The sequence below is a fragment of the Caballeronia telluris genome (assembly GCF_001544495.1).
Taxonomy (GTDB): Bacteria; Pseudomonadota; Gammaproteobacteria; order Burkholderiales; family Burkholderiaceae; genus Caballeronia; species Caballeronia telluris.
Window position 1 is genome coordinate 1 of the sequence record NZ_FCNZ02000002.1, and the last position, 17,130, is coordinate 17,130.

A 17,130-nucleotide genomic window follows, 5' to 3' on the forward strand; every position below is an offset into this window, starting at 1 on the left:
TCCGCTGACCCGCATTGCTGACACACATCACGCGCTCTCCACCTTACTCCGAGGGGCGTCGTTCGTGGATCGCATACGTTCAGCACGTCGCCAAACAGCACGGCGTCGCCCGGTCCGTCGAAGCCACCCGCGTCAAGCTCAACGTGGATGCGCACGACCCGCAGCAGATAGCCGCGCTGCAGGACCTGGCCCCGCGAGAAGCGCACCGCGCGGATCGCGTCGATGCGCCGGGGAACGGCGTCGTCCACGGTCCAGTCGTAGAGTTCGAGCACCTCGCGCAGTACGGGCGCACCTTCCCCGAGCATGCGGTTGAATTCGTTCGCGCCGTTCGCCGTGAAATGACCCAGCGCGCGGTGCTCGTAGCCCGGGTAATACCGCGGCGGATACTGCGGCAGGCTCGGTCCCGTCAGGTTGCGTACCGACGCGATGCCGGTGAAACCCGGCACCGTCTCGGTGATCGTCGCCTCCGAAAGCGCCAGGCGCGGCAGGCGTCCGTTGTTCGCCAGCGCGCGCACGGTCAAATGGCGGTCCAGCAGCACACGGCCCTCGTCATCCTGCGCAGGGCGATACGTCCCCGCCCACCGCTGCCCCGCCAGCGTGACCCACAGCTCCCGGCCCACCACGCCGTAGCGCATCGCGGTATGAAAGTACCGCTCCGGTTTCTCGTAGCGCGGCGTCCAGCCGCGATGCCGGAAGCTCGTGAACGCGTGGTAGGCGTGCCGGGCGCTGCCGTCCGGATCGGCGGCGGTCACCGCCAGCACGTCGTAGGGCTCGACGTGATCCGCGAGGACGGGCTGCACGCGCACGCGGTGCTCCTTGTCATGCCAGTCGGCGGGCTTCACCGGCTGCGCATCGACTTCGAACAGATTGATCACGGGCGTGCAGAACAGGCGAAAGCTCTCCTTTCCCACCGGCTGGTCGCCGGGCATGCGGGAATCCAGTTCGATTTCGAAGGTCATCCGCGTTTCCCCCGCCGGCACCGTCGCGCTATCGAAGCCGCACAGATCGACGAAGTGAAACTTCTGCGGGAACACGAAATACTCCAGCAGCGTCTGCTCGCGATCGAGCTGCTGGTTGCGCTCCGCGTCCGTGACGGGCCACAGCCGTGTCGACGGACCGAACCCCGCCGCCTCGAAGTACACCCCCGCCAGCGGCTGCAGCGCGCCGTCGTGTATCGATGGCAGGCGCAGCCCGATCGCGGCCACCTGGCGCGTGAGCGCCGCATACAGCGCGGCAGCCGCGGGCCGGTCACCATGCAGATACAGGCGAATGCGCGACAGGTCCGCGTGATCGCGCTGTTCCCCGAACCAGAGGCCCAGGGTAAGGCGGATGACGGTGCGCCCGTCCGCGCGTACCGCCAGCGCGGCGTCCTCGACCGACAGCGGCAGCAGTTCGACCGCCTGCGTGGTGCGAAACGGGCACTGCACTCCGTCGGGTCCGACCGGCGCCGAGCGCACCACGGCCCCGGCAGGAATCTGCGCCGTGGCCGAACGCTGGCGGCTCAGGGGCGAGCATTCGATAATCGACAGCGACGGAATCGCCCGCGCCATGTGTTCATAGAGGTGGTCGAGCAATCCCTCGGTGAGTTCCGGCATCGCGTCGTCGAGCTTCATGCGCTTGGGCGCCACGAGGAACGCAAAGGCTTCGTTGACCGCCCGGACCTGCTGGTCCTCTTGGCCATAAAGCATGCCGAGACGGCGTGCGGTGTCGGGCTGGTCGCGGGCGAACTCGCGGCCCGCCTCACGCAGGTAGCGCATCTCGGCGTCGAAATATCTCAGGAACGGATTCCCGCCTTCCTGCTGGAGCGATTTCCACGGCGCAGTCATGGCTGCAACTCCGGTGGCAACGGTGGCAGGGAGGGCGATCCGGATATCACTCCCGCGCGGCCCGTCACGAAGATGCGCTCCGGCATCCGGAAGCCGCGCAGCTTCAGCAAATCCAGCGGCCCGGCACCCGCCTGCACGCGCAGCAGGTAGTGCAGCGGCGCCGCGGTGTCGTCACCGTGCGTGGCGCTACTCACGGCCGAAGCTGCCTTCGTGTCGCCGCTGGCCACGGTCCAATCGTCACCGCGCGCGGTGCTACTCACGGTCGAAGCTGCCTTCGAGTCGGCGGCGACCGCTGCGCCGTGCCAAACCAGTTCGAAGCGCGTATCGTCGAGCGGCTTCACCCGGGCTTGCTCGAGCATCCGCAGGAACGCCCAGTCGCCGGTCGCGTCGGAGGCGACCCGCAGGCCTCCGTTGAGCGTCTGCCAGGTCAGCAACGCGTGGCCGTTCAGCCCGTTGCCGGGCCACGCGAGCGGTGTCCATGTCTCTCGCTGGTTGAAATACACGATCTGCTGGCCATCGACTGTCAGTTCGGTGCGCGTCACATCCGGCGTCGGCAGCGGCATCATCTCGACGCGATACCCCGCTTGGCCCTGCGCATAGAGGTGCGTCGCCATCGGTCCGATCAGCCGCAACATAGCGAGGAACTTCGGGTCGAACTGCAGCGACTGCGGGGCGAGTTCGTTAGGTACCCACTGGTCGCCCTGACGCTTGAGCACGCCGGACAGCTCGACTTCGATAAAGCGGTTGATCAGCCCGGTATCGGGCCGCACGTAACGGCCGAACTCCGCGAAAGAAGCGTCCGCCGTGGTCGGCGAGAACGGATAGCGCGAGGCGAACGTCGACGCGAAAGGTGCCGTAACGCCCGCGCGCCACGCGTCGTTCAGGCTCGCGGCGGCCGGCTGGAGCACGGCCTGCCACGCCGCGTCGAGCGGCTGCACGAACATCGTCTGCCCGAAACCTGCCCATTGCGCGCCGAGGCTCGCCGCAGTCAGCGCCGCGTCGTCGCGCGCCTGCGACAGGTCCGAGAGCTTGCCCTGAAATACCGCCTGCGCGAGGCCCCGCGCCATCGCCTGGGCATCCGGGCTCGACTGGATCTGCCGCAGCTTCAGCCGCACGGTCGTGTCGGCGGTCAGGACGCGCGAGAGGCTGACGCCGGCGAGTGCGGCGGCATTCGCCCTCGGGGCGTTGCCCGCATTACTGCTGGCGGCGGGCGGGTTCACGTCGCCCACTAGCGCCAGCAGCGGGCCGAACGACTTGTCCAGCGGGTTGAGCGCCACCGGCTGCGTCTCGCCACTGTCGGCGCCTGCGAGCAGTCCCCGCGCCTTGCGCACCAGCGTATCGGTGAGCGCCTGCGAAGGACGGCCCGCCTCACCCTGGTACTGCACCGACTTCATGACCGCCAGCAGCGGCGAAGTCTGCGCATCGGTCAGGCGCGTAAGCTGGTCGATCACGCCCGAGAAATTGGTCGACGCAATCCACTGGAAGCTGTTGAGCATGGTCGACCATGCCGCCGTATAGTCGGTGAAGTAGCGCGTGCGCAAGCGCTGCCTGAGATCGTCCGTGTCGCGCTTCGCATCGAGGACGGCTCCCGCCGAACCGATCGCTCCCTGCGCCGTGGTTGCGTTGACCTGGGCAGACGGACCGTCATCGGTCAGCACCCAGTCTCCCTCGACGTGCTGCTGCTTCGCGGCGTCGTCGATGGCCTTCTCGATCACGCCTTCCCACGCGGCACGCGTGAACAGCCCCGGCACCGTCTGCGTGGTCGTGAAAAGCCCGTGCGCATCCGCTCCGGCGAGCAGTGTCGCGAGCGATACGTCGGCGTATTTGCCACGCGCCTCGTCGAGTACGCTCTGATAGAGCACATCGTCGCTCGCCGCCAGCCCGATCTGGTTGATGAGCGTCGAGCGCATCTGGGTGACGAGCGGCATCGACGTGCCGGCCCGCCAGTCAGGATGTGCCCTGAGGTGGCCGGACCAGAAGCCCGCGAGTTGTTTCGAGGTATCGAGCCATTCCCCAGGGCGCATACCGGCAGGCGCGGGCCACACGTCCAGCAGTTGCGCCTTGAGGAACGCGGCGTCGGCGCGCGCGGGCGTGGCGAGCATCAGGTACGCCTTGAGCCGGTTGTAGGCTGTCTGCTGCGCGTCATGGCTTTGTTGCTCGTCGGCGCGCACCTGCGCAAGCTGGCCGAGCTGGTCCTCCAGCGCCTGCACGACCGGTTGCTGCAGGTTACGCACGGCGACGGTCCCGTAGGGCGGCCAGAGTGCGTCGAGCAGGTCGGCGTTGTGCGACAGGCCCGCACGCAGATACCACGGCACGCCGTGCTGCTGGCGGTATTCGAGTGTCTCGATCTGCCGCTGCAAGGCGAGTTGCGCGCGGGGCGCCTGCGGCGTTCCCGGTGTTGCCGCGAGCGCCACCGCGGCGGTCGTTTGCGCCTCCTGCACGAGTGCCCGGTTTCCGAGGCCCGACACGATCAGGGCGACCGTCCATGCAATCGCCCCGGCGAGAACGCACATCGCCAGCGCACCTGGCCAGTAAAAGCCGGTGCGCCGGCCCCGATAGTGAGGCGACCTTGCTGCGATCTCCCGCCATACCGGCAACAGCGCGGCAGGCTGTTCGCGCGTCACCGTCTGCATCGCTGGTGCGTCGACAGGCTGGCCGGGTGTACCGTCCGTGTCGATGAGCGGCACCGGTACAACGGCCGCGCTCGGGAAGACCGGCGCGAACATGACGCCCGCGAGCGGCGCGCGCAGCCAGTTCGACGCAGCCAGCGCGCGCAGGCTCTCGGCCATCCGTTCGCGATGGTCGCCGACGTACTTCGAGATCTCCAGCATCCAGGGCGTTCGATGCGGCTCACCACATAGGCGCACACCGGCGTCCGCCGTTGTTTGCTCGATCTCCATGAGCAGTTGCGCCAGCCTCGCCGCGGCGTTCTGCGCCTGTCCGCGCGCGGCGTTCGGCATGAAGGTACCGATGGCGTCGAACCGCTCCGGCGGGCCGCCGTGTGCTTGCACCAGATGCAGGAACGTAACGGGTGCGTCGCAGCCGAGCGCGGTGCAGAGCGTCGAGAGCGTGCGGGGTAGATCGGTATCGGCCTCATCGGCGCGCGCCACGTGTACGAGGCCATCGACCGCGCAACGGCGACCCAACTGTCGGATCTGGCGCAGCCACTTCGCCGCCTCAACCCCGTCCGGCGACGCATGGACCAGAACGGTTTCGCCCACGTGCATGACGCCCGCCTGCTTCAGCCCGGGCGCGACCTGATCGACGCGTTCGTCCGTACCGTTCACCAACAGCCAGCGCAGGCGCCGGCGCCAGAACCAGCCTTGCGAGACGCGCAGGTCGTCATAGACGCGTTGCAGCCGTGCATCGCGCTTGAGCGGTTTCGGCGCCTTTGTCTGGTCGCCAGTCTCGCGGCGAAACAACCGTCCGGCGACGGCATATGCGCCGATAAAAAACAGGAGGAGGTGGACGGCGACAACGACAATCACGGCGACAAGGATGGCAATCACCACCCGCATGCGCGCCTCGCCGGGCGCGAGATCGAAGAGGTCGCCGCGAAACCACACAACGCCAGCCGCGATAGTGGCGGCGATCAGGGCCGCGACCAACAGTCCCCAGAGCGCGAGGCGTCCGGACGGCGCGGACTCCGCCACGGGAGCCGGGTCAAGCGGTCGTAAATTCAGTTTCGGATCGGTCATGCAGGGACTGTTCAGGCGACGAAGGAACCTTCCCGGCGATGCCTGGAAGGACGTGAAGAATGGCGGACTGCACACCATCGATGATCAGTTGCGGCCCTTGCACCGCGCCGCATTCAACGGCGGCCGCGACGGACAGCCAGCCGTTGGCGCTGCCAAAATCGCCAACGATGCGGGCCGGCTCGCATTGCGCCTCGCTCTTCGCAATCGCATCCAGGTTCGCGATGCGTAGTCCCCGGTTGCAACGCTCGACGGCACGCGTAATCCACGCGCGCGTCACGGCATCGAAATCGGCCCGGCTCCAGATCACGGCATTGGCGAAGCAGTATTCGATCTCTTCCGCCTTGCCCTCGACGGGCCGATGCAGGCGGGCCATCACGGGCACGTCTTCGGGCAGACGGTAGAAGCCCGCATCGAGCAGCACGGCGAGACATCCCTCCGTGCTACCCGAGGGAGGCTGTTTGTCGTGCCATGCGGTTGCGACCACCAGCAGTGGACGCGCCTCGCGGGCTTCGAGCCACGCGTCGGCCACGAGCAGGCCGTGCGAAGCGGGCACCGCCTGCACGACAAGTGGCGGTAGACCGGCCAGTTGCAGCGCGCCGCGGATCTCCTGCTCGCGCGACGCTTCCTCGCCCGGTTCGGCCAGCACGCGCACCTGCGGCCAGTGGACGAGTTCGTAGCGCGTGAGCGCGTTCAGGCTAACGGCGATCTGTTCCAGCGCATCGGCAATCTTGCGCACGAGCGGGCGAACGGGCTCGATCGGAGCCGCATGCTCCATGCGATTGGACCCGTTCTCCGCAGCTGCCTCCATCAGGTCGGGTTCGGCGAATGTTTGCGGGAGATCGTCAAAGCGGCAATGCTCGATGACGCCCGCGCCTGAGCGGGGCTGCTGCTGTCGGGGCAAGCGCACGCCGGCATGGATCGCCTGTGCAAGCGTCTGGCCGTTCAGGGGCAGACAGTAACCGATCCCCAGCACCCTTAAAGGCTTCTGCGCAACACGGATACGCTGCGCCAGCCAGCGGTCGCGATGTAGGTTGCGGTGGTACGCGCGGTACCACGCGGCCTCGTAGCCTGTGCGTTCGATCGCGAAAAGCAATCCGAAAATCCCATTAGGAATACCGATGACACAGAACCAAAACCATGCACCGCCCGCCCGTTCGCCCTTCGGCCACAACAGCAGCGCAATAGCAGCGCCGAACACGGCGCAGGCCAGCCAGATGCAGAACCACCATGGCCAGAAACGCGGACGGCGTGGATAGGCGCTCGGGCGTCCCGCCTGAGAAAGCTCGATGGGCATTACTCGAAGTTGACGTTCTTCAGTGACGAGATCAGCCGGCAGCCACATGCGCAGCGATGGTCGTGCAGCGCGAACAGCTTGCGGTCGCGGTCGGGAAACTTGGCAGCGCCCTCGTCAATGACGGTCGCACCATGCTGGTCGCACACTGCCTCGTCGCCCTTGCGGGCGAGCGGACGGCCCATGAAAGTGGCCCACGGCGAGCACGCTCCTGTCACTTCGCCACCGTGTTCGAGTTTGTCGCCTTTGCGGATGGGGGATTTCATAATTTCCCCCCCGAAATATTTAGCCATTTTTACACCGCTGTCTTGAAAACGGCGGCTCCGACACCGGATCAAACGACTTAATTTTCATTTTTTTAGTATCAATAATATCAAAACCAAATCGACCGGATATAAATACTAAGTTTGATTGGGTTCCAAACGCGGCTTCGTATATCCCGCCGCCATATGTTTTCTCCATGATCATGCGCGGCCTCGGGTTTAAAGTATAAATGGAAAGAAATACAGCCTGGGGGCTTCGAAGATCTACCTTGTTTGGCATCCCATAAACAACAAGTCGCCTACCATTTGAAGCGAACACGCCCCCGGAAATGTCGTGATCAATTTTTACAATCCCTATTTCCCTTCCATTGCGCGTAACGCGCATTTCACTACCTCCGACGATCTGGGCTGAATAAATTCCATCGCAAGAATTAACTACTTCTGCGCGCGCATCAGCCAGAAAAAATGCCAACAAAAAAAGAAGAAAATATTTTTTCACGATTTATCCCCCAATATTCGATACGCATTTTGAGTTTCGGTCCAGCGCAACGGCGGACTGTTCACATCGTACGGGTTGACAATTCTGCTCACCGCACGCGACGCGGCCTCTGAAATTCCACCATCCGCAGCCTTCTCGACGGGATAACGCGTGCAAAAGAAGCCCGCAGTATCAACGCAGGAGTAAGCGTCGTTTCCGACTAACTCAGGATTGTTTATAACTGGACCATCGGCAGGCGGATGACTGCTGAACCAAGCGTGATTATACGAACTACTATCAAGCCACCCTCTAAAAACCCAATATTCGGAATAGTTATATCGCCCAGTAAGTTGTTTGAATCCTCGGCCCCGAAATTTTACCCCGTCACCAACACTCGAGTTGCCTAAGCCGATGTTATGTTCATAATTATGAAAATAAGCGACAATAGCGGGTGGAGAGTTAAGGTAACCGTTCAACTCTGGCATAATTGAGGCGTGGTTGTTTCTGACGGCAGCCGAGATGGCAACGGAAGTCTCGCGGACCACCATCATGTAGTAAGATTCAACCGCAATTTGCCCAAAAAAATGAGAGCCGCGCACTTGAGTGCCAATGCCATATTTTCTAAACGTGCCGTTGATAGCAGGCCGGTATTTCTCCCGATATTCTTCGCCCGCCTTCCCTAACACGGTATATTTCGATTCCGAATAGATTTGCGACAACTCATTCTTGCTCAGCCACCCGCATTTCCTGAAATGCCGAATAAACGCAAGCGGATGGAAGAACCAGAGTTTCTGCCCGGCCGGCAAGCCGGTTTTGTCCCAGAACTGGACCTCCTTCAGATACTTGAGGAAATCGCTATAGCCCTGTTGGTTGCCATGATAGGACCCGCCCTCGTCTAGCAGCTTCGCATAGCGTTGCTCGTTGTGCGTGCTGTCCCATTCGCTGGGCGCATTGCAGATAAAACCGCGTAGCTGCTGGCGCACCTGAGCGTTACCCTTCACATATGCCGAGAGTACGTTCGTCTTATGGGCTTCCGGCCTTTCTCCTGCCACCGCAGGTACTTCGTGCGGCGCGGCATCGGCCAGTAGTTTCTTCAACGCGTGCACGTCGCACAGACCGTCGCTATCGAACGGGGTGTTGGCGTCGCTGACCTTCCGCCAGCCCATCAAGGACAGGAAATCCGCGTCCGAGAACTTGTGGATGTTTGAGTCGTTGATATCGATGTAGCCCACCTGGTTCGCAGCCCAGGTGACCTTCATCCACGTTACGCACGCATCAGCAGCCAGCGTGGGGGTGGCGGACAGAATTCGACCAAAACGCAGCAGCTCATAGCCGTCGCTTGGACAGGTCGCGTAGAGTGCGGTGGCATGCTTGTACAGATCGTACTCGTAGTCCTTTTCCTCCACGGGTTGCGGCGTGAGCAACGTTCGGGTGCCGTCCTGCGCTACGCTCCAGACATTGGTGTATTTCGCACCTTTGCTGAAGTACGTCTCCACCAACAGCGGCAAGGCGTTCGAGCCCGCCTGTCCCGGCTCGAATTTAATCCCGTGCAACTTGTTGTCGGCGTTGGTTCCAGTGGGAAGCCGGAGAAAATTGCTGCCGGCCGGAATGACGAAATACGCATGCCCCCACCAGTCGGTCCCTTCAGATGGAGTGGGCGTCTCGTTGCCGAGTTGTGTGTGCCGGAAATAGGCGTCGAAACCCGCCGGCGTCGTGAAGATTTCGAAATGCAGGTGCGGCATGCCCTCATACTTCCCGAGCCATCCCAGCACGTCCTTGCGCCGGACCTTCTTGCCGCCGCCTGAAACGGCTGGGGGCACCTGCGCGGCAGGGGCGCCCGTCGGCATACGCAGGAACTCGGGCATTTCGTTGGCGTTCGCACTGTGCTGCTGGTATTCCGCCAGCGGCAGTAAATGCATGTAGAGCGAATAGAACGTCAGCGTGCGGCCATCGCCGGTCTCGGTCGTGTGTTTGAGCAGCACAAAACCCGTATGACTCGCGCCGTCGTCAATCGCCTGCTGACAGACCCGATACGCCACGACCTCGCCATCGGCAATCGCGTACACCTTGTCCTTTGTGTCCGGCTGAAGATGGACGCCACCATGCCAGCGACGGTCGAAAGCGATTGGGTAGATGCCGTGTGCACATTCGAACTGGTCTACCGCGTCCATCATTGGATCGGGGTTCGTCCCGGTCGGGAGCGCAAGACCTGCGTCGGGCAGAAACGGGGGGCTGATAATCATAATCGCTATTGTGTATGGCTATATCTGTCGTTGGGCTGGTAGTGGCTCACGGGCAGTTGCGGCAGGCTGACCGCCGTATTGCCAGGTCCTTCGAAGGTGAACGACGCGGCCTTGATGCGGAATTCGCCGGGGCAGTTGAAGACGACATTGCCGTTCTCGATGGTCATCGAGGCGCCGCCGCTAGCCATCATCGCCTTCGTTTTGGCATCCACGAGCACGTTCGCGCTGGCGCTTGAGACGTGCAACTGCTGATCGGCGAAAAGATCCATCGGCGCGCTCTGCGCCTGCAACTCGATTTTCCCTTTCGAGAAAAACTTGATGCCGAGCTTATGCGCGCACAGCGAGATCAATTCGCCCTCCATGCGAGATTTCGCCACCGTGTTCGAGTTTGTCGCCTTTGCAGATGGGAGATTTCATAATTCCCCCCGAAATATTTAGCCATTCTGACACTGCTGCCTTGAAAACTGCGGCTCCGACACCGGATCAAACGACTTAATATTCATTTTTTTAGTATCAATAATATCAAAACCAAATCGACTGGATATAAATATTAGATTTGATTCGGATCCAAACGCGGCTTCATATATCCCGCCGCCATATGTTTTCTCCATAATCATACGCGGCCTCGGGTTTAAAGTATAAATGGAAATAAATACAGCCTGGGGGCTTCGAAGATCTACCTTGTTTGGCATCCCATAAACAACAAGCCGCTCCCCATTTGAAGCGAACACTCCCCCGGAAATTTCGTGATCAATTTTACAAGCCCTATTTCCCTTTTATTGCGCGTGACGCGCATTTCACCACCTCCGACGATCTGGGCTGAATAAATTCCATCGCAAGAATTAACTACTTCTGCGCGAGCGTCAGTTAAGAAAACGGAAAGAAGAAAAAAAAGAAAGCATCTCCCAGAGAAATGATTTTGGATATCATCCTTTTTTCCTTGTCCGCAAAAACTCAGGCCATGGCGCCTGTTGCCTTTGAGAATGGGATGCTTAATTTTCGAGGGTGTCATTTTTATTAAAGAGCGCCGCACAAGCATCATCGTCCGCTACGACACGTCGATTGCCCTGGATGTCCCATACTCCCGGAAAGGAGCCTTGCGAACAGTCCATTTGTCCAGTTGGCGCGACATAGCGTCCGTTGAGGGAGATGATCGCCGTCCCCGCCTCGCCACTACCACCGAAAGCGGATTTCCTCAGTTCACTGAGCTTCCGGCCCGCAACATACGCGCCCTTTACCGAAACAAGGTTTCGTGACGATCCGATACGGGCAACCGTAGCCAGATACGTAAATGGCTGCGCGCTAACAAAATCCAGGGCGACATAAATACCCTTCGAGAGATTTATGTCGGCCAGTACGCCCACATTCGGCGGGATCGAGAGGACATGCACTGCTCGTCCGGCCTGACAATGAGCCAGTTCCTGTTTCGCAACATATCCGGCTTCAGAGACCATGACCGCTGATCTATCGAAACTTTCGACTGCGTAAAGCGGAGGCTTGTCAAGTAAGCACATTCTGGAGCTGTCGATTTTCAATGAGGAACTGGCCACCTTGTAGGTGTCATCCGCATATGCGGTCCGAAACACAAAAATCGACGCCAAAGCAAATAAACTCCAACCGATCCTAGCCATACCGCAAACCCAAGCTGTCTGTTAAAGTCGTAGTCGTTAATCCCTGAGTATATCGAATTTCCGTCGCACCTGCCGAAAATGCGATACACGTCAAAATCAAAAAAAACGATCCGATTAGTTTCATCGCGCCTACTCCGGCATAAGCAGGGACGCCACAATTCCATTTTACTTCAATTTCGGAGTGACAGGATATATCTTTGCAAGTGCCTTTCGAATTGACACCGCGTCCTTGTACTGCGCATGCGTAGAGTGACCGTCGCGAAAACCGCATTCACATTGATCGACAAAGGGTGCGCTGGCATCGCTCTGCAATCCAGCGAAAACGGCTCCCTTTTTAGCGTTTCCGGTTAGCTTGTAGATGTATCCGTCATAATACTCGCCGCCATAATCGTAATGGTTGAGTGTCGTATGCACCAAAATGACGATCTCCTTATCTTTCGCGTCATGATCCGCATTCGCAAAAAAGACAGTAGCAATTTCTGGGATGCCGTCATCTTTCACGTAACGATCGAATAATACATCGTGCCAAAGATGGTTTTCGTCAGCGAACAGCAAATGTGCATCCAACATGTAAGGCCGATTTTCTTTGGTATAGCCAGGTACATCGGAAATGTTCATCACAAAGTAGATGTACACCCCTTCCATGGTAGGTCCCGCGTCAATGATCGGTGGTTGCAATTTATGGGTCGCGTCGGTGCGAGCACTCACTGCAGCCTGAAGTGCAGGGAGGGCGTCGGTTGCATGGGCCCGTAGCACAAAGGACGAAACAAGCAATACAAACAAAAAACGTAATGTAAAAGTCCATCGATTATTCATAACAACCAAACCTCTGTTTGAATTCTACTGGAACATGCTTCGACCGGCGGGTATCCGCACGTGTCTCGCTCTTGGGGCTGAAAACAAATCACAGTCACCCCTCCTTCTGACGCTCCAACGTGCTATTTGCCGGCATAACTGGCGCATCGCCAAGGATGAAATAGGTGTACCTAAAAAACTGCTGACGCGCAGGCAAGCCGCCCGCACCACCCACCAAGCGAAAACAAGCCTGAACATCTGTGTCGAGGGAACCCAGGTCGGCTTTCTTATTGATACGCGTGCCCACCCAAAAGTACCCGGCTGAATCCGCCGCAGTTTCGGCGTCAGCCTGTAGAAGCGTCGGATTGGGATCGGTCGTAAAATCCCTGCCGCGATATTCCCCATACTTGCGATACCCTTTTCGCCATGTCAGGTGAATCAAACCGCGACCGCAAAAACGAGCACCGTCGCCCAACTGCACGTTTTCACCAGCTACGGCTTTGTTGTGAACTTCACCGGGACGTTGGGCTATGTATGTAGCACGATCACGGTTTTTCAGAAAACCAAGATTTTTAAGCCAATTGTACTTGTTGTCGAAATCGTAGGCGGCATCAATGGCGGTATAGCTCTCATACATTTTCCGGAAGTAATCCGCGTTTCCATTCTCTCTCGTTGAACATAAAGCTCCAGTCTCCTTGAAAATCTGCCCAAGGAAGTGGGCATTTCGGAGACTGTTGTTAAATCCATATTTGAGAAGCATGTGATTGAGTGCCTGCCACATGTGTTGTGGCGATTGCCCCCTAGCATCGTTGTTGCCCTCAGTAAATCGTTTCTGGCTCTCAGCCCATGAGATATGACCGCCGGCCTCAGATATCGAAGTACGAGGCAGCAGTTGGGTCTGCTCCTGCAGGCTCATCCACCTGCACTTCCTGAAATGCCGAATGAACGCAAGGGGATGGAAGAACCACAGCTTCTGCCCGGCCGGCAAGCCGGTTTTGTCCCAGAACTGGACCTCCTTCAGATACTTGAGGAAATCGCTATAGCCCTGCTGGTTGCCATGATAGAACCCGCCCTCGTCGAGCAGCTTCGCATAGCGTTGTTCGTTGTGCGTGCTGTCCCATTCGCTGGGCGCATTGCAGATAAAACCGCGTAGCTGCTGGCGCACCTGAGCGTTACCCTTCACATACGCCGAGAGTACGTTGGTCTTATGGGCTTCCGGCCTTTCTCCTGCCACCGCAGGTACTTCGTGCGGCGCGGCATCGGCCAGTAGTTTCTTCAACGCGTCCACGTCGCACAGACCGTCGCTATCGAACGGGGTGTTGGCGTCGCTGACCTTCCGCCAGCCCATCAAGGATAGGAAATCCGCGTCCGAGAACTTCTGGATGTTTGAGTCGTTGATATCGATGTAGCCCACCTGGCTCGCAGCCCAGGTGACCTTCATCCACGTTACGCACGCATCAGCAACCAGCGTTTTGGAGGTGGACAGGATTCGACCAAAACGCAGCAGCTCATAGCCGTCGCTTGGACAGGTCGCGTAGAGCGCCTTGGCGCGCTGATACAGATCGTACTCGTAGTCCTTTTCCTCCACGGGTTGCGGCATGAGCAACGTTCGGGTGCCGTCCTGCGCTACGCTCCAGACATTGGTGTATTTCGCACCTTTGCTGAAGTACGTCTCCACCAGCAGCGGCAAGGCGTTCGGGCCCGCCTGTCCCGGCTCGAATTTAATCGCGTGCAACTTGTTGTCGGCGTCGGTTCCAGTGGAAAGCCGGAGAAAATTGCTGCCGGCCGGAATGAGGAAATACGCGTGTCCCCACCAGTCGGTCCCTCCAGAGGGCGTGGGTGTCTCGTTGCCGAGTTGTGTGTGCCCAAAATAGGCGTTGAAATCCGCCGGCATCATGAAGATTTCGAAATGCAGGTGCGGCATGCCCTCATACTTCCCGAGCCATCCCAGCACGTCCTTGCGCCGGACCTTCTTGCCGCCGCCTGAAACGGCTGGGGGCACCTGCGCGGCAGGGGCGCCCGTCGGCATACGCAGGAACTCGGGCATTTCGTTGGCGTTCGCACTGTGCTGCTGGTATTCCGCCAGCGGCAGTAAATGCATGTAGAGCGAATAGAACGTCAGCGTGCGGCCATCGCCGGTCTCGGTCGTGTGTTTGAGCAGCACAAAGCCGGTATGGCTCGCGCCATCGTCAATCGCATGCTGGCAGACCCGGTACGCCACGACCACGCCATCGGCAATCGCATGCACGCGCCCCTTTGTATCCGGCTGAAGATGTACGCCACCGTGCCAGCGCCGGTCGAAAGCGATTGGGTAGATGCCGTGTGCACATTCGAATTTGTCTACCGCGTCCATCATCGGATCGGAGTTCGTGCCGGTCGGGACCGCAAGACCGGCGTCGGGTAGAAACGGGGGGCTGATGATCATAATCGCTATTGTGTATGGCTATATCTGTCGTTGCGCTGGTAGTGGCTCACGGGCAGTTGCGGCAGGCTGACCGCCGTATTGCCAGGTCCTTCGAAGGTGAACGACGCGGCCTTGATGCGGAATTCGCCGGGGCAGTTGAAGACGACATTGCCGTTCTCGATGGTCATCGAGGCGCCGCCGCTAGCCATCATTGCCTTCGTTTTGGCATCCACGAGCACGTTCGCGCTGGCGCTTGAGACGTGCAACTGCTGATCGGCGAAGAGATCCATGGGTGCGCTCTGCGCCTGCAACTCGATTTTCCCTTTCGAGAAAATCTTGATGCCGAGCTTATGTGCGCACAGCGAAATCAATTCGCCCGCCACCATGCGCAGGCGCTTGACGACGCTCACGTCCATATCCTGCCCTGCAGTGACGATCACATTCTCGCCGGCCGAGTGTTGGGCCGATTTCGGCGTCACGAACGCCATGCCGCCCGGAGCGCTGGCGAGCAGCCCCGCGTCGCGAAGCTGGTTTAGCCCGTCCATGAGCGCCGCCTGCGTGGCTCGGTCCGCTGGCTCTGCCTTGGCCTGCGTGGTCGCCGCCGCCAGATCCGTCACGCGTTGCAGCGCCGCCTTGAGCTGCGCGACCGCGGCAGGCATCTCAAGGTGCGGGGTATCGGCTCCGGCCGCCGCGTCGGCCGAGAAAAATAGCCCCTTCGCTGCGCGAAACGTACCCCACGCCTGGGTCGTCGCCTCGTACCCCGTGCCGCGCGGGAGCTTTTTACTGTTGAGCAGGTAGCCCTGATTCACCGCCGTCTGGCTATAGACCGTCGCGATGCGCGCACTTTCCTTGCCTTGCAGGTCATTGAACACGACCTCCGCGCCGAGCAGCGGCGAGCGCCAGATCGCGTAGCTAAACAATGCATCGGTGCCACGTACCGGATCTCGATGTGCAAAATCGTGCAGGGCGCCGCTGATGTGCAGCCGGTCCACGTCCCCATGAGCCGCCTCGAGCATCACCTCGGTTTTCGGCAGCAGGGGCGAGTGGAAGCCGCCCTGATCCGACGACGAGGAACGCAGCAGGCGCAGGTTCAGCAGCTTGTTATCGGTGTTGCCCGTACCCTGCAAGAACTTCGGCAAAACGGGATAGCGCCCGTACTCATCCAGATACGCGTAGGGCGCCGAATCGAGCGTTGTGACGACGCCCACGACGGAATTCAGAAAACGCCAGTCCCGTTCATAATCAAAACTGGGCCGGTAGGTCAGATGCGCGGGCATCGCCTTGAAGCGCGTATAGGCCGGCTTCGTGCGGCTGCCTGCCATCCTGAACGATGTCACCACGAAGCCATATTCCGCGCTGGGCATCGTCGTGTTCGTCAACTTGACGACCACGCCTGGTGCGATGCCTTTCGCGTCGGTCTTGCCCGCGAGCGTCACCTGACGGGCGATCTGCTCGTCGCGCCGGGTCTGCGCGAGCGCCTCGCCCTGCGTTGGCGTCAAATGAAACTCCGCGCTGCGGCTGATCTGGCCGAACACCGAGCGGTCGTCATCCTCACCAGAGACATTCGCCGTGGCCCGCAGCGGCTCCTCGGGCGTGCGGTAGTTACGCTCCCACAACTCGACCGTGGCCGGCACCAGCGTGCGCTGCTCGTGGACCGCCTGCGCCGCTTCGTGCCAGTTGCTGTGCAGGCCCGAATCGGCCAGCAGAGGCAGGTCGACGGAGCGGATATAGGCGCGTGGGTTGTTCGCAAAAACGAGGATATCCAGCAGCCCGTTCTCCCCGCGTTCCTGCCGGTAGAACCAGAAGATGCCCTTGCGTTTCGCGTGACGGGTGACCATGTTCCACACGGACTCCTCGTACATGACCACCTGCTCCATCTTGTCCTGCGGGCCTTCGAGATGGAACTCGATGTCGAACGCGTCGAAGTTCTGCCCGTCGACTATCAACTGGCGGACCATCTCCTCGAACGTGACATCCTTCAGTACGTCGGATTTGACGACGCGCTTGCACAAGGCGGCAAAGCGCGGCTTGATCCGCACCTGGTAGGCGGCTTCATCGCGGCTCGTGCGGATGCGCTTCCAGCGCGTGACCACGCCGTTGAAAGTCGCCGCCGCGTGGTCGACGGGACTGCTCCAACTCGCCGAGGGCACTGCCGCTTGCTCGTCGACATGCAGGCCCGCTCGTCGCCCTAGGTACTCTTTGCCATCGATAGCCAGGCGCGGCGAGGTCACCGTGATATCGACCTTGTAGTCCTCGCACAACCCGCCGCGCACTTTGAAGTCGAGCACATCGAGGTCGAGGTCCTCTGCGCCAATCCGTATTTTCAGATGCTGGGTGAGCCGCGCGCTCGGGTGGCGCAGCGCATCCGTAAAACTCTTCGACACAGCGTTCATACGCATCCGGTTCCGTTTAAAGGGACGATAAAAGGTCGCTGCGTTTTGCAACATTTATTCCTTCTATTTAGGGGTACCAACAGTCATGCGTCAATTGCACTGAACGGG

At 60.3% G+C, this 17,130-nt stretch carries 11 protein-coding genes; all 11 read right to left on the reverse strand.

Features of this window, described 5'->3' with window-relative positions:
- Window positions 1–1,826 (reverse strand): type VI secretion system baseplate subunit TssF (gene tssF, locus AWB66_RS03045; RefSeq protein WP_125469652.1); only part of this gene is annotated, 1,826 nt, incomplete at its 3' end.
- The gene (locus tag AWB66_RS03050) at window positions 1,823–5,524 is read right to left on the reverse strand and encodes an ImcF-related family protein (protein ID WP_087628812.1); all 3,702 of its coding nucleotides are present in this window, start codon (window positions 5,522–5,524) and stop codon (window positions 1,823–1,825) included. The genes AWB66_RS03050 and tssF, both read right to left, overlap by 4 nt.
- Window positions 5,490–6,866, reverse strand: coding sequence for a hypothetical protein (locus AWB66_RS03055; protein WP_235020968.1), 1,377 nt, complete (start codon window positions 6,864–6,866; stop codon window positions 5,490–5,492). Before AWB66_RS03055 ends, AWB66_RS03050 begins: the two co-directional genes overlap by 35 nt.
- Window positions 6,818–7,081, reverse strand: coding sequence for a PAAR domain-containing protein (locus tag AWB66_RS03060; protein WP_087628814.1), 264 nt, complete (start codon window positions 7,079–7,081; stop codon window positions 6,818–6,820). Before AWB66_RS03060 ends, AWB66_RS03055 begins: the two co-directional genes overlap by 49 nt.
- A gap of 19 nt (window positions 7,082–7,100) precedes the next feature.
- The gene (locus AWB66_RS32780; protein WP_125469653.1) at window positions 7,101–7,577 is read right to left on the reverse strand and encodes a hypothetical protein; all 477 of its coding nucleotides are present in this window, start codon (window positions 7,575–7,577) and stop codon (window positions 7,101–7,103) included.
- Window positions 7,574–9,727, reverse strand: coding sequence for a M23 family metallopeptidase (locus AWB66_RS03065; protein WP_143328344.1), 2,154 nt, complete (start codon window positions 9,725–9,727; stop codon window positions 7,574–7,576). Before AWB66_RS03065 ends, AWB66_RS32780 begins: the two co-directional genes overlap by 4 nt.
- Window positions 9,728–9,804: 77 nt before the next feature.
- Window positions 9,805–10,161 carry a DUF2345 domain-containing protein gene (locus tag AWB66_RS03070; RefSeq protein WP_087628816.1) on the reverse strand — a complete coding sequence of 119 codons (357 nt, stop codon included), beginning with the start codon at window positions 10,159–10,161 and terminating at the stop codon, window positions 9,805–9,807.
- A gap of 630 nt (window positions 10,162–10,791) precedes the next feature.
- Window positions 10,792–11,334 (reverse strand): hypothetical protein, encoded by a 543-nt coding sequence (locus AWB66_RS03075; protein ID WP_143328345.1) that lies wholly within the window; start codon window positions 11,332–11,334, stop codon window positions 10,792–10,794.
- 261 nt (window positions 11,335–11,595) lie between these two features.
- The gene (locus AWB66_RS03080) at window positions 11,596–12,246 is read right to left on the reverse strand and encodes a hypothetical protein (RefSeq protein ID WP_200818918.1); all 651 of its coding nucleotides are present in this window, start codon (window positions 12,244–12,246) and stop codon (window positions 11,596–11,598) included.
- Window positions 12,247–12,340: 94 nt separating this feature from the next.
- Complete coding sequence (locus tag AWB66_RS34220; RefSeq protein ID WP_235020969.1) at window positions 12,341–14,650, reverse strand: M23 family metallopeptidase; 2,310 nt, start codon at window positions 14,648–14,650, stop codon at window positions 12,341–12,343.
- Window positions 14,651–14,655: 5 nt separating this feature from the next.
- The gene (vgrG, locus tag AWB66_RS03090) at window positions 14,656–17,076 is read right to left on the reverse strand and encodes a type VI secretion system tip protein VgrG (RefSeq protein WP_327353521.1); all 2,421 of its coding nucleotides are present in this window, start codon (window positions 17,074–17,076) and stop codon (window positions 14,656–14,658) included.
- Window positions 17,077–17,130 lie beyond the last annotated feature (54 nt).

Excerpts from the sequence above, each read along its gene's own strand:
- AWB66_RS03050 (WP_087628812.1), bottom strand. The coding sequence starts at position 5,524 with ATGACCGATCCGAAACTGAATTTACGACCGCTTGACCCGGCTCCCGTG.
- AWB66_RS03055 (WP_235020968.1), bottom strand. The coding sequence starts at position 6,866 with ATGTGGCTGCCGGCTGATCTCGTCACTGAAGAACGTCAACTTCGAGTA.
- AWB66_RS03060 (WP_087628814.1), bottom strand. The coding sequence starts at position 7,081 with ATGAAATCCCCCATCCGCAAAGGCGACAAACTCGAACACGGTGGCGAA.
- AWB66_RS03065 (WP_143328344.1), bottom strand. The coding sequence starts at position 9,727 with ATGGACGCGGTAGACCAGTTCGAATGTGCACACGGCATCTACCCAATC.
- AWB66_RS03070 (WP_087628816.1), bottom strand. The coding sequence starts at position 10,161 with ATGGAGGGCGAATTGATCTCGCTGTGCGCGCATAAGCTCGGCATCAAG.
- AWB66_RS03080 (WP_200818918.1), bottom strand. The coding sequence starts at position 12,246 with ATGAATAATCGATGGACTTTTACATTACGTTTTTTGTTTGTATTGCTT.
- AWB66_RS34220 (WP_235020969.1), bottom strand. The coding sequence starts at position 14,650 with ATGATCATCAGCCCCCCGTTTCTACCCGACGCCGGTCTTGCGGTCCCG.
- vgrG (WP_327353521.1), bottom strand. The coding sequence starts at position 17,076 with ATGTTGCAAAACGCAGCGACCTTTTATCGTCCCTTTAAACGGAACCGG.